This window comes from Brevibacillus panacihumi W25 (genome assembly GCF_000503775.1).
Classification (GTDB): Bacteria; Bacillota; Bacilli; order Brevibacillales; family Brevibacillaceae; genus Brevibacillus; species Brevibacillus panacihumi_A.
This window is the reverse complement of the sequence record NZ_KI629782.1, coordinates 415,596-429,082: the sequence shown is the minus strand read 5'-3', so window position 1 is coordinate 429,082 and position 13,487 is coordinate 415,596. Positions and strand designations below refer to the sequence as shown.

Annotated in this window: 14 protein-coding genes and 1 other annotated feature; of the genes, 8 read left to right on the top strand and 6 right to left on the bottom strand. The window is 50.4% G+C overall.

The window, feature by feature from the left end; translation table 11 throughout:
- Positions 1-55 precede the first annotated feature (55 nt).
- Genes T458_RS31530 through T458_RS31520 form a run of 3 tightly spaced genes read left to right on the top strand, consistent with a single transcriptional unit; the run spans position 56 to position 3,722 of the window.
- On the top strand, positions 56-772 hold the full coding sequence (locus tag T458_RS31530; RefSeq protein ID WP_023554477.1) for a response regulator transcription factor: 717 nt from the start codon (positions 56-58) through the stop codon (positions 770-772).
- Position 773: 1 nt separating this feature from the next.
- A complete protein-coding gene (locus tag T458_RS31525) occupies positions 774-2,573 on the top strand; it encodes an ATP-binding protein (protein WP_023554476.1) in 1,800 nt (599 codons plus the stop codon).
- A gap of 15 nt (positions 2,574-2,588) precedes the next feature.
- Positions 2,589-3,722, top strand: a complete 1,134-nt coding sequence (locus T458_RS31520) for an HAD family hydrolase (protein ID WP_023554475.1) — start codon at positions 2,589-2,591, stop codon at positions 3,720-3,722.
- A 58-nt stretch (positions 3,723-3,780) separates the two neighbouring features.
- On the opposite strand, the gene T458_RS0128270 is transcribed toward T458_RS31520, so the two are convergent.
- The 6 genes from T458_RS0128270 to T458_RS31500 all read right to left on the bottom strand — a co-directional run bounded on the left by T458_RS0128270 (position 3,781) and on the right by T458_RS31500 (position 8,527).
- Positions 3,781-4,197, bottom strand: coding sequence for a hypothetical protein (locus T458_RS0128270; protein WP_023554474.1), 417 nt, complete (start codon positions 4,195-4,197; stop codon positions 3,781-3,783).
- 66 nt (positions 4,198-4,263) lie between these two features.
- Complete coding sequence (locus T458_RS57865) at positions 4,264-4,521, bottom strand: GNAT family N-acetyltransferase (protein WP_354702684.1); 258 nt, start codon at positions 4,519-4,521, stop codon at positions 4,264-4,266.
- Positions 4,457-4,765, bottom strand: a complete 309-nt coding sequence (locus T458_RS57510; protein ID WP_051410014.1) for a hypothetical protein — start codon at positions 4,763-4,765, stop codon at positions 4,457-4,459. Before T458_RS57510 ends, T458_RS57865 begins: the two co-directional genes overlap by 65 nt.
- Before the next feature lie 170 nt (positions 4,766-4,935).
- The gene (serA, locus tag T458_RS31510) at positions 4,936-6,519 is read right to left on the bottom strand and encodes a phosphoglycerate dehydrogenase (protein WP_023554473.1); all 1,584 of its coding nucleotides are present in this window, start codon (positions 6,517-6,519) and stop codon (positions 4,936-4,938) included.
- A gap of 233 nt (positions 6,520-6,752) precedes the next feature.
- Positions 6,753-6,998, bottom strand: a binding site (T-box leader).
- Between the two features lie 306 nt (positions 6,999-7,304).
- On the bottom strand, positions 7,305-7,511 hold the full coding sequence (locus tag T458_RS31505) for a ferredoxin (RefSeq protein WP_031305339.1): 207 nt from the start codon (positions 7,509-7,511) through the stop codon (positions 7,305-7,307).
- Between the two features lie 98 nt (positions 7,512-7,609).
- On the bottom strand, positions 7,610-8,527 hold the full coding sequence (locus T458_RS31500) for a hypothetical protein (RefSeq protein WP_023554471.1): 918 nt from the start codon (positions 8,525-8,527) through the stop codon (positions 7,610-7,612).
- A gap of 112 nt (positions 8,528-8,639) precedes the next feature.
- On the opposite strand from T458_RS31500, the gene T458_RS31495 reads away from it, so the two are divergent.
- The 5 genes from T458_RS31495 (at position 8,640) to T458_RS31475 (ending at position 13,432) form a co-directional block, all read left to right on the top strand.
- Complete coding sequence (locus T458_RS31495) at positions 8,640-9,764, top strand: YpbB family protein (protein WP_023554470.1); 1,125 nt, start codon at positions 8,640-8,642, stop codon at positions 9,762-9,764.
- Complete coding sequence (locus T458_RS31490; protein WP_023554469.1) at positions 9,761-11,275, top strand: RecQ family ATP-dependent DNA helicase; 1,515 nt, start codon at positions 9,761-9,763, stop codon at positions 11,273-11,275. Before T458_RS31495 ends, T458_RS31490 begins: the two co-directional genes overlap by 4 nt.
- A 16-nt stretch (positions 11,276-11,291) precedes the next feature.
- The gene (locus T458_RS31485) at positions 11,292-11,873 is read left to right on the top strand and encodes a CPBP family intramembrane glutamic endopeptidase (protein WP_023554468.1); all 582 of its coding nucleotides are present in this window, start codon (positions 11,292-11,294) and stop codon (positions 11,871-11,873) included.
- A complete protein-coding gene (locus T458_RS31480) occupies positions 11,870-12,475 on the top strand; it encodes a LysM peptidoglycan-binding domain-containing protein (protein WP_023554467.1) in 606 nt (201 codons plus the stop codon). The genes T458_RS31485 and T458_RS31480 overlap by 4 nt, the downstream gene beginning before the upstream one ends.
- A 354-nt stretch (positions 12,476-12,829) precedes the next feature.
- Positions 12,830-13,432 carry a genetic competence negative regulator gene (locus T458_RS31475; RefSeq protein WP_023554466.1) on the top strand — a complete coding sequence of 201 codons (603 nt, stop codon included), beginning with the start codon at positions 12,830-12,832 and terminating at the stop codon, positions 13,430-13,432.
- Positions 13,433-13,487 lie beyond the last annotated feature (55 nt).

Sequence of the window (13,487 nt, the reverse complement as noted above, 5' to 3'; positions counted from 1 at the left end):
TGGACTATCTCCCGCCTTTCCTAGTAATGAAGATGAAAGACAAGAGGTGTTGGCAATGGAAAAGAAGGCACGTATTCTTGTAGTGGATGATGAGGAACGGATTCGCAGACTGTTAAAAATGTATCTGGAACGGGAAAATTTTGTGATTGAAGAAGCTGACAACGGCGAACAGGCCGTCGAAATGGCGATCGGTGATGATTTTGACATCATTTTGCTGGACCTGATGCTGCCAGGAATGGACGGAATTGAGGTATGCCAGCGAATTCGCGAGTTCAAGGCTACGCCGATTATCATGTTGACAGCCAAGGGTGAAGAGACCAACCGAGTTCACGGCTTTGAAGCCGGGGTGGATGATTACGTGGTCAAGCCATTTAGTCCGCGTGAGGTCATTTACCGGGTCAAGGCGATCCTGCGTCGTTCGTCTGCGACCGCTTATCTGAAGACGGAGACAATAAACAGCCATTCAATCCTCGTGTTTCCTGAACTGACGATTGACCATGATGCGCATAAAGTGATTGCGAGCGGCCAGGAGGTAAGCCTGACACCCAAGGAGTACGAGCTCCTTCATTATTTGGCGCAATCTCCGGACAAGGTATTCACGCGTGAGGAATTGTTGAAGGATGTATGGCACTACGAGTTTTTCGGGGATCTTCGCACCGTCGATACGCATATCAAGCGGTTGCGTGAAAAATTAAATCGCGTGTCTCCACAAGCAGCAGCCATGATTGCTACGGTATGGGGAGTCGGATACAAATTAGAGGTGCCAAAATAAGGTGGACGTCATTTTCCGCAGTGTAGTTGGCAAACTATGGATGACCATCATCGCCCTGTTTGCCTTGGTCTTGACTGTATTTAGTCTCTTGCTGGTGCAATCCTTTGATAACTTTTATCACAATCGCCAGACATCCAATCTGCAGGATTTGGCCATCGGGCTGAGGGATGGACTTGCCCAAAGCGAGGACAAGCAGAGCGCCTTGGAGTTGGCCTCGCGCTTTGGTTTGGTGCATCACACCGGGTTGGTCGTTGTAGATGAGCAGAAGAACATCATCGGCAAAAGCGAAGGCAAACCTCTGCCGCGGATTCCAGTCGATCAATTATTGGCAGAAAAAGGATTGAAGCTGACCGAGGCTATCGAGGGCAAGCATCCGCTGCCGGAACGATTTTCCCTAAGTCTGAGCGAACCGGATCGCAACAATCCTGCTGCCCGCAATGGCACTCTGCCGATTCTGGCTGTTGCTGTGCCGTTGGAGATTTCTTCTGGGCATAAAGGAGCGGTCGTGCTCTATCAGACGATCGAAGATTTTGACGATACGCTCACCGAGGTACGGCTGTTAATCTTTGTCGTCGGCGTCATTGCTTTCACGGCTACGACTTTCTTCGCCTTTTTCCTGTCTTCGCGGATTACCTCGCCGCTGCGGCAAATGAAAGAGACGGCTCATCGCATCGCGGAAGGAGACTTCCATGCGGAGATCCCGATTCGCACGACGGACGAAATCGGGGAGCTAGCAGCCTCTTTGAATACGATGGCGACGAGATTGAATCAGCTAGTCGATGCCTTGTCCAAGGAGAAGGAGCAGCTGGCTAGCGTCTTGCGCAGCATGGTGGACGGGGTGGTTATGATTGACGGGGAAGGAAATGTCGTGGTAGCCAACCCGCCAGCTGAGCATTTCCTGCGCGACTGGAGGTATGAGCATCCGGACGAGCCGTTCCCGCTGTATGGATATTACCAGCAAGTGGTGCGCGGCGGCTATGAGGTGGCGGAGGATATCCCGGTGCAAGGGCGTATCTGGTCGCTGGTCATGGTCCCGTTAATGGATAAGGAACAAATTCGCGGTGCGGTTGCGGTGATACGCGATATGACCCGTGAACGCAAATTGGACAAGATGCGCAATGATTTCGTAGCCAACGTTTCTCACGAATTGCGCACGCCTTTGTCGATGCTGCAAGGATACAGTGAGGCGATCGTCGATGACATGGTGGCGACGCCTGAGGAGCATAAGGAACTGGCGCAAATCATTTACGACGAATCCGTTCGTATGACCAAGCTCGTCAATGAACTGCTCAGTCTGGCGCGCATGGAGGCTGGACATGTGGAACTGTTCAAGGAAAGGGTCGAGCTTCGTCCTTATCTGGAACGAATTCATCGCAAATTCAGCAATCTGGCTCGCGAACAGGACATCTCCCTCTCGCTGGAGGTCACAACGCCGCATCAGCATGCCGATTTCGATCCGGATCGCATGGAACAGGTCTTGACCAACCTGATCGACAATGCGCTGCGTCATACGCCAAGTCATGGAAGCGTCATGATTCGGGCGCGGGGAGAAAAGGTTTTGTGGCTGGAAATCAGCGATACGGGCAGCGGGATTCCTCAGGAGGATCTGCCGTTTGTGTTTGAGCGCTTCTACAAGGCAGACAAGGCGCGCACACGCGGCCGTGCAGGCGGAACCGGACTGGGACTTGCGATTGCCAAGAACATCATCGATGCGCATGGCGGTACGATCAGCGTGCAAAGCAAGCTGGGAGAAGGAACGACATTTACGATTTCGATCTTGGTAGATACAAAAACCAACTAGGAGTGTAGAGAGAAAATGATAAAAACGATCTTGTTCGACGTTGACGGGGTTATGTTGAGTGAAGAGCGGTACTTCGATGCTTCCGCACTGACTGTCTGGGAAATGCTGTACAGCCCGCAATACCTGGGTTTAAAAGGTGATGCTTTTACAGCATCGCCAGTGGAATCGCAAATTCGTACCGAACGTGAACAGGTATTTGCTAAGGATGAAGTGCTGAACTTTATCAAATCCCGCGGAATCAATTCTAACTGGGACATGGTATTTCTCACCTTTTCCTATCAATTGATCCGTCTGGCAGAAGCTCTGAAGCCCAAGCTTGGTTCGGATGCAGTTAACCTGCTTGTCAACCAGATCGGCCGAGAGCAAGTCGACCAGCTCAGAGAATGGGCGAAGGCGCATGCTGCAGATTTTTCGGTCGATTACGCGGCGTTTACGGCTGATTTTGCCAAAGGCTCTGCACAAAAGGCAGAAATGCTCGTCTATCTTAATCAGATCGCAGAGGAGCGCTGCGGTGTTCAGACGCAGATGTTCTCACGCAGCAGTGAGCTGTGGCAGCTTTGCCAGGAGACCTTCCAGGAGTGGTACCTCGGGGATGAACGCGTGGCTGATTCGATTGGCCGCGCTACCAAGCAGCCTGGCAAAACAGGTTTTCTCACGGATGAAATTCCGATTGTCCCGCCTGCCGAGATGATCGAGTTGTTTAAAACACTGAAGGAAAAAGGGTATACACTGGGAATCGGAACGGGTCGTCCGACCATTGAGACGCATGTGCCGTTGCGTGAAATGGGCATCCTGGAGTGGTTTGACCCGAATCGCGTCGTAACTGCTTCGCATGTACTGGAAGTAGAAGAAGAGTTCCCGGCGCTCGCTCCAATGTCCAAGCCCCATCCCATTTCGTATGTAAAAGGGATGTTGGGTCTCGACACACCGAACAGCGAAGCAGTCAAATTCCCGCTCCCGATTTCGAATGGAGAAGAAGTGCTGATCGTCGGGGACTCCCTCGCTGACTTCCTGGCAGCTCGTTCGATCGGATGCAAATTCGCTGCTACGTTGACGGGCTTGTCCGGTCAAGAGGCGCGTGCAAAATTTGAAGAAGTGAAAGCTGATTATATTCTGGATGATGTTCGCGGCATCTTGTCCATTCTGTAAACAGGAAAACTCCGTCGTCTGTGCGCAGAGACGGAGTTTTTTTATTATGAGGATACAATTACTGGAAAATATCGGCAGGTACCTCGACCGGTACTTTGTACAGGACAAAATCACTAGACCACATGTGAGCAGTGATAACAATCCTTTGCTTGTCCTTTTCAAAAAAATATCCGGCGCCTTCCTGCTCCACGAACGACCAGCCGTCCGTTTGCAACAAGTTTTTCAACGATTTGGCCTCGCCGCTTTGAGCGGATTTGGCTCCTATCCAATAGAAGCGTGTATCCGAGTCAGTGGTTATGAGCGGAATCAGCATTTCGTCATCCGCTTGCTTCAACTTCGCTACTACGGAAGATTTATCAGGATGAGAAAAGGGGAGGGCCGGATACAAAAAGGATGGCCTATTGAAATAACTCCACACTCCGATGACCAGTATGATACAAAGGCAACATAAAATTCCGAACAAAATCTTCCGCATGAATGGATTCTCCTCGCCAAGTGAATTTGCGAAAGCGATGATTGGAACCGTAGAGGGAGGACAGCCTCAATTTTTCTCTGCGTCCTGGGATGATGGGAAGACGGAATCCTCTGAGGGATTTGACTCCAATAAAGCAAGATGCACTCCCGGCGCAATTTCGAGTAATCCCACTTGCTGAAATCCAAATGCCTTGTACAAATTCAAGGCAGGCTCATTCGTTGCACCGGTACTGACAGCCACCTTCTGTAATTTGCCGACTTCACTCATAAAATGGTGCAGCAATGCTTTCCCGATCCCCTTGCGGAAGTAATCCGGATGGACCACGAGCCGACAGATGGTTGTAGCCAGCCTGTTCTTCCTCAAAGGAGAGAAACCCAGCCAAATCGTCATCAGCATCAAAATAGCCAAGGAAAGTCTCAGCAGAAGCTTGAATGCTCTCCAGCGTATCCTGCAATGGCGGAATACCGTCGAAATTCATCAAGCGGGCTTCTACCCGGTAAGCAGGGATTTGTACCCGCAGTATGTGAGCGGCCATATCCGGGTTCGTGTTGTCGATCAATCGAATCATACGTTCACAACCTTCTTCCATTGTACTCCGTCCACGATGGCTTGGAGATAGCGTTGCGCACCAAATCATCTCTATTCTAATACGAGCTACAAATCATTTCGTTGCATGGATTGGGAAAAAATGCAACAGAAAGACCCGGCAAAAATGCCGGGTCATGACGAAAGCGACGATTACAGTTCAATTTGCGTTACACTTTTCACTTCAGGCAGCTCGCCCATGGTATCAAGCAGCTCTGCTGTGAGCGGCTTATCGACGGAAAGCATCATAATCGCGTCGCCGCCGATGTCACGACGGCCAACCTGCATGGTTGCGATGTTGACGCCGTTTGTTCCCAAGATGGAACCAACACGGCCGATTACGCCAGGACGGTCGTTGTGGTGAATATAGAGCAGATAGCCTTCAGGGGCTACATCGATCGCGTAGTCGTCGATTTTAACGATGCGGGCGCCATATCCGTTCAGGCGGGTCCCAGCGACCGTACGAGTCTCCTGGGAGGTCTTCAGCGAGACGGTCAGGAGATTGGTGAATCCGCGGTTTTGCGCAGCTTTACGCTCTGTCACGGTGATGTCTCTGACTTTGGCGAGCAGCGGTGCATTCACGTAATTGACTCCTTCACCGAGGCGGAAGGAGAGGACTCCTTTCAGCACAGTGCGGGTGAGTGGCGCTGTATCCACATCGGTCAGTTCGCCACTGTATTTGATTTCGATTTCGGAGACAGAGCCGACTGTCACTTGAGCCAGGAAATGACCCAATTTTTCACCAAGCGTGAAGTACGGCTGTACTTTTTCCATGACATCCGCAGGGATGGAAGGCAGGTTGACGGCATTTTTAAACGGCTGACCACGCAGCACCTTCAGGATTTCTTCGGAAACGTCTACAGCTACGTTTTCCTGGGCCTCTACCGTCGACGCTCCGAGATGCGGCGTATGCACGACCTGCGGCAGGCCGATCAGCGGGTTGTCCACTGGCGGCTCCTCTTCGTATACGTCGAGGGCCACACCTGCTACTTTGCCTGTTGTGATGGCTTCGTATAAAGCTTTTTCATCGATGATTCCGCCGCGAGCGCAGTTGATCAGGCGAACCCCGTCTTTCATTTTGGCGAATTCACGGGAGCTGATGATATGACGCGTTTCTTTTGTCAGCGGAGTATGGACGGTAATGAAATCAGCTTGACGGCAAATCTCGTCGACCGTAGCATTGGTCACACCCATTTTTTGGGCGCGTTCTTCTGTCATGAAAGGATCGTAGCCCATGACGGTCATACCGAAGGCTTTGGCCCGTTTGGCAACTTCAGAACCGATGCGTCCCATCCCGATGATCCCCAGGACTTTTTTGTTTAACTCGACCCCTTGGAAGCTTTTGCGGTCCCACGTACCGTCAGCCAGCTTTTTGTGTGCCTGCGGAATATTGCGGGCTACAGCCATCAGCATGGCGAAGGAGTGCTCTGCCGTCGAGATCGTGTTTCCGTCGGGAGCGTTGATGACAGGAACCCCTGCTTGTGTAGCAGCATTGATGTCGATATTGTCTACACCTACACCGGCGCGTCCGACTGCTTTGAGCTTTTTGCCGGCTGCGAATACATCAGCCGTTACCTGTGTTTGACTGCGCACCAGCAGGGCGTCATAATCCCCGATGATCTCCAATAGATCGGAAGGGGAGAGGTTGGTTTTGCGAACGACTTCTACATCGGACGCATCAAGCAATTGTTGAATACCAAATTCGCTGAGTGGATCTGTAATCAGTACTTTATACATGTGCGATGAGCACCTCCTGGTAGTAGTAGCGAAAGAAAATCTTAGACAGTGCGATCCTTGCTTCCTTTTCGGTCAGGGAAGGAGACAGCAAAGCGCGTGCGACTTGTACAACAAATGATGCGGCTGGTGGTAGTGATTGATCGATGATTAGGCTGTCTCTCCTTTCCGGTCGAATAGAAGTAGGCTATGAATACAAAAAAACCTCCCGTTCTCACACTGCTCCCAACAGAACAGTGAGGGACGAGAGGCTTGCTTCGCGGTGCCACCCTCATTCGCTCTTCCTTTCTCAAAGAAGAGCCTTACCAGGTACATGACCTGTAGAGATAACGGATCAACCGTTCGCGCATACTTCATCCAAAACAGATGGTTCAGCGCAACAACTCGAAAGTGCTTATCTGTGAAGGGAATCACCGATTCGCAGCAACCATCGGCTCTCTGAGGATTTCCGGGACACAGCCTATCTTCGTCATCGTCGTTTCGTATTGGTGTTTCGTATGATGTGCCCTTACGATACCACGCCCGTTGGGAGCACGTCAAGGGGAAAAAAGAGAAAAAATGAACATTATCAAAAAAACTTAATCTATCGTTCGTGAATAATGGATGTTTTTAATAGTTGAAACATGGAAATTGAGCCAAAAACCGAACATTAGAGAAATAGCCGCCCAAAAACAGGAAAAAAACAAAAAGAATGTTCGGCTTTTCGCCATTATACTCCGATTCAAGGTTGTGTTCAATGGAAAAAGAAAAACCTCCCACGCATGGCAGCAATGGGAGGCTTGGTTGTACTACTCAACTTTAATGGAGTCTGTTGGGCATCCTTCAGCAGCGTCACGTACGTCGTCTTGAAGAATATCCGGGATTTCAACGGAGTTTGCATTGTCATCCAGTTTATTGAATGCGAGACCCTCATCGTCGTAATCGAACACATCAGGAGCCGTTGCGCCGCAAGCGCCGCATGCAATACAAGTATCTTTATCAACCCATGTTGTCATCGTGGTTTCACCTCCCATACCAGTGGTACGTCCACTTCATTCACATTGTATGCTCTTGTTGGAAAGATTTCAAGATTGAATCATTCTAAAAATGTACTCTACTTGAAAAGAGGTACCTCGGGAGTCGGTAAGTCGGAATAAATCCGGGAATGCAATTGTTTAAAATCTCCTGGATGGATCGCGTCCGTCGCAAAAAGCAAACGCACCGCAGCATGAACATCGTGGATGCCCAATGCTTGGGCGTCACTTGAGCTGAACAGACTGTCCAAACGCACTGTCAAATCTTCGGGATTGAAAGCGCGCCATTGGTGATCATGCGACAGTGTCACAGCCGTTACATAGTTTCTGTAATGGAAGGGGTATGCCTTCCATTGTTCGATGGTGATTTTCTCGGGCAGCGCTTGCGGCAAAGGTGTTTTTACGACGTACGCTGACTCCCAAGTAGCAAATGACTGGTACACCAATTCCTGTGCTTTCAGCCAGTTTTCATGGAAAGGAGTCATGCGATCGCTGATGTCACCCGGAGTTAGGACATTACTATTCTGATCGGTTCGCACTTGGTCCATACTATCCAAATAAGCCCGGACACTGTTTTTGAATTGCGCCTGAGCCTGCAGCAGCAGGGGAGCAGTTTGCAGGGATACGGTTTTATCCACGGACTTGAGCGTTGCCTCTGCTGTCTGGCTCAATTGCTTCAAAGCTTGCTCCTGGGCTTTTTTATCCATTTGCCCCCATTGGTTCATGACGTCGAAATGAGCTTTCTTCAAGTCGAGCACAGGAGAATACACAGCGTAATAAAAACGAATGAAGTCCTGTTCACTATACAGTTTTTGTTCTTGGAGCAGGCGCTCTTTCTCAGCCTCCTGCTTCTGGGCCTCCAGAGCTTGTGCTTGTGCCGTTTCGATCTTGTTCTTCATATAATGCGCCCCGAAAAAAAATCCACCGATCGTACAAGCAAGTGTTATGATGATCATATAAGCCATCATAAATTCTGATTTTTTTAATCGTTTTGTCATAAAAATCCCCCAGCAATTTTGCAGCGCATGATTGTCGAACCCTGTCTGATTTAGCAGAATGGAGCAAGCCAAGCAGACAGAGAACGCATAGATAAATGAAAAGGAGTACGTAATGATTAGTCGGAGTGTGGAGGCGCAGGAACAGGAGATGCTTTCTGCTGTTGCCCTGAACGCCATGATTCCTCTCGCCAACGAACGAACCCTGCAAGCTGTTTACTACATATTGCGCGGTCGCAAGGCAAGTCAGACCCTGCAGGATGTCCATCTGTACAGCCTTTATCCGTATTATCGGATGTTTCCCCGTTTTTCAAAAGAGAATTGGGATAAAATTGTTTCAAATTTAGTTCAACGTGGCTGCATCCATATCCGTACAGATGCCGGGATGAATGGAAAGTCGACGTTCATGGTTACGACAGAAGGGGTGCGGTACGCGGCAGAGCTGTCCAATCACTATCAATTGGCGCGTTGGCTCACGCCTTTTTCGGCTTCGCTCTTGACATTCAACCTGGACACTTTTTGGAAAAGGCTTCATTTGTTGGTGCAGACGGTCTCGCAGATCGCTGCGGCTCGCATGGATTTTATTCCGGTTGTGACAGATCGGCGGATCCAATCCTGGATAAAGTCACAACTTCGGAGTGGAGAAGAACGCGAAAGATGGCAGGTGCACCTAGGTGACGAACTGTACAAGCTGTGGTCGCCCCATCCCATGCAGGTGCAGCAGATCCTGGTAGGCCAATTGACGGGTGCCGGGCATACGGGAAGGACGTCTGGGCAGCTTGCTGCTGAGATGGATTTGGCGCCATTGCAGTTCCAGCTTATGTTTCGATACGGTCTAGCCTCGTCCGTCGAGCGCTTGCAGCAGGAAAGAGAAGCATTTTCTCTATTGAAGGCTCTCCTCGATGCCGATCACGAGGAGCGGGGAGATGTGCGGTTGAGTGAGAGTGCAGCCAAAACATACGCCTTGATTCAACGTGGCATTCCCAAAGCAGATGTCGCCCGGATAAGGCGGATCAAGGAGAGCACGGTCGAGGACCACCTTGTCGAAATGGCCTTGCGCTGCCCGGAGTGGGACGCATCCGAGTATCTTTCCCCCGAACTGGCTGATGCCATCGTGCGTACTAGTGAGGAGCTCGGGACAGGCCGTCTTCGCCTGATAAAAGACCACCTGGGAGATGAAGTTTCCTACTTGCATATTCGATTGGCCTTAGCACGCTACAGAGGGGAGGCAACATCGTGAGCACCAGCTTGCAGACTCACCTGCAGAGACATTTTGGCTACGAGGCATTTCGTCCTGGACAGGAAGACATCATTCGCGGCGTCCTGGCAGGGGAGAACGTATTGGGCGTGCTGGCTACTGGCGGAGGCAAGTCCGTCACCTATCAGCTTCCTGCCCTGATGCTGCCAGGTATAACGGTCGTAGTCTCCCCCCTGATATCCTTAATGATGGATCAAGTCCAACAGATGCGCGCCCAAAGAAGGATCGCCGCCACTTACTTGAATAGCCTTCTGGAACCGGCTGACATGCGCGCAGTAATGCGTGAAATCGAGAGCGGGATGTACAAGCTGGTCTACATTTCACCCGAAAAATTGCAGCAATCCCATGTTCAGACCCTGCTTAGAAAAGTAGGTGTATCACTAATTGCGATCGACGAAGCGCATTGCATATCCCAGTGGGGGCATGATTTTCGCACCGACTATTTGCGTTTGCCTGAAGTGGTCCAAGCCTTGGGTAATCCTCCGGTCCTGGCCGTGACAGCAACCGCGACAACGGCTGTGCGGGAGGAGATTTGCGACCTGCTGAAGATCAAGCCTGAACATGTCGTGTTGCAATCGCTCAATCGCAAAAATATCGCGATCGACGTTATCCCCGTGATGGAAGAATCAGAACGGCGTGCACAGGTCTTGCACCAAATGGATGAATGGAAGGGCCAAGGAATTGTTTACTGCACCACGCGACAAGCGGTGGAAGTATTGGTGGCAACCTACCAGCTGGAGGGAAAACGCAAGGTACATGCCTACCATGGTGGGATGAACAACATGGAGCGCATGCTGATCCAGCAACAATTCCTGTCAGGCGAACTGGACATGATTGTGGCCACCAACGCCTTTGGCATGGGAATCGACAAGCCGGATATACGCTTCGTCATTCATTATCAGCTTCCTGCCAGCATGGAGGCATACGTCCAGGAAATTGGCCGGGTAGGACGGGACGGGGAAGCTGGGTATGCCGCTTTGTATTACGCGTGGGAAGACGTGCAAATCCATCAGTATATGATAGAACGTGAATACCCGACCCGCAGGCAGATTGACCAGCTTGCAGAACTGTTGCGGCAACAACAGTCCCTGACTACAGAAGCGTTGACTTCGATCGAGCTGACACAGGAGATGGCGGATTTATTGGTGTTTTATGCTCAGCGTGTGAGCGCTCCCTACCGTGACGAAGTGGACCCTGGTACAGAATTGCGTGATCACGCTGACCGGGTATACGCGGAGCTGGAAAGAAGAAAGCTTCTGAAACAGCGAAAGCTTGCGGAGATGATTCGCTTCGCCGAGGAGCGGGAGAACTGCTTGCGAAAGGGCATCAATGGCTATTTTGGAGAGACAGGACATGACTATACACTTCAATGTTGTTCTGTATGCGGTCTTGAACGCAGTTTATACAAGGACAGCAGGCAGTCTATGAACACAGGAAGAAAAGAAACAAGCTGGGATTTGCGGCAGGCGTTGTCTGTTCTTTTGCCGAAATGAGTGAGGAGGATCAACAGTGAAAGACCATGGGCAGGGGATGGATCCGGCTATGCTGCAGCTCAATCTTTGGCTGACGCAGGGCGTGGTTTTGGTCTTGGCAGCCGGAGGGAGTTTGTGGATGCATGGCTTGCAGTCCACACTTGCGTTGTTTTCCCGTCCCAGCCTCGCTGGTATCGGGTGGGCGGTGCTTGTTGCGATCCTCGTGGTAGGAATGAGCATAGGCATGGAACGCTTTTTACCGCAGCGTTGGCAAGACGATGGCAGTATCAATGAACAGTTGTTTGGACAGACGTCTCTTCTGATGACTGTTCTCGTATGCGTGGTGGTGGGGGTTACGGAGGAATGGCTGTTTCGCGGTGTCATTCAATCTTTTGCAGGAAATCTCTGGACGAGTGTCATATTTACATTGGTACATACCCGGTATTTAAGAAAGCCGCTTTTGGTCGCCAGTTTGTTTTTGACAAGTTGGCTTTTGGGAGAACTGTATACTTATGAGGGTAATTTGTGGCTTCCCATAATCGCTCATATTCTGGTTGATTTGACACTTGCCTTCTACTTACAGTCCATTTTAAAACGCAGAAAGGGGGAGGGAGAGTGAACGAGATTCAGGGTGGATTGCCGCCGCGAAATTCGAGAGGCACCCAAAGAAAGTCAGGCAGGGTGTCCTTTAAACGGGTGATACAGGGCGGCTTGATCTTGTTTGGAGCCCTTTTCTTTGGATTGATTGGTTTAGAGCTTTATCACGCCCAGGGAGGAAGCCAGTCAGCCGTTCCCAATCAATCGGTGGATTCAGAGGCAAAGCCTTCCGTGGATTCGGCTGCACAGGAAGAACAACAGCCACCCGCACACAATACCGAGGAGTTGTCCCAAACTCCGGTGACTGACTCTGATCAGGGGGAGGCCCCCGCGACATCTGCCGTAACCACACCCGTAACCGATGCTGTGACAGAAACTACCGCTCTCACCCCATCGGCTGACCAAGCTTCTGCTCCCCAAGAGCAGGCCACTTCTCCTGAGCCAGCTGCCGCTCAACCAAAGACGGTGAAGCATGTTGTGGTAAAAGGAGATACATTGTTCAAGCTTTCACGGCAATATTACGGGAATAACTCAGGAGCTTCCCGAATCGCCAGCTACAATGGCTTGGCTGCAGATGCACAGCTCCGCATCGGGACGGTCGTCACCATTCCGTTGTCTAGGTGATCATCAGGAGAAGAACGAGGACAGGAAATGAATGTTTCCTGGGAAAGCGCAGGTTTTGACAGGAACTAACATTCTTGCAGTAACTCCTTCATGAAATCGACATACAGGGCGAAAGACCGCGAACTGGCACGCAAGGTGTCGCTTCACTATTTTCCGGCTACCAAATGTGATATGATAGGACTACCTCCCAATTTTCTGAACAGCGGACTGCATAACGCTATAATCTGAACTCAAAAGGCACCATCCGTTTTAAAAATGGATACATGCCTCGGGTACACCTCGGAAAATGCGGAGAACTCTTACAGGCTTACCATCATATTTTGTAGTACGACTGGATGGCGAGGAGGGACAGTCATGCGTGTTGAACGCCTTGGTCAAGATAAGATACGCATCTTTTTAACATTTGACGATCTGTCAGAGCGCGGAATAGAGAAAGAAGACATGTGGCGTGACATTCCAAAAGTACATGAACTGTTCAACGACATGATGGAGCAGGCTTATCACGAACTTGGCTTTGAAGTTTCCGGACCTGTCGCCGTTGAAGTGTTTGCCTTGCCAGCTCAGGGGATGGTCGTAATCGTAACTAGAGGAAAAACAGGCTCCAAAGATGGAAAAGAAGAGGAAGAATACGAGGATGAAGAAGTGTATGAACTGGAGGTTACGCTGGAGGAAAGCGACCTCATCATCTACGCCTTCCGCGACTTTGAGCATCTTGTTGAAGCCTCTCATCGAATAAACGCTCTTTTGACCAATGGAGGAACAGCCTACTTCTACAAGGGGAAATATCATCTTGTGCTGGAGGAAGTGGACTTGGATCAGGAGCGATATCACAAATTGATTGCGATCCTTTCTGAGTACGGAGAAGCGACGCCAACTACGGTTTATGTGTTGGAAGAATACGGGAAAGTGGTCGTGGCTGACGATGCAGTCAAAGAAATATGCAGGCACTTTACCTAATGGAACAAATAGATCCGGATAAAAACAGCACCTAGTTCACGAGCTAGGTGCTGTT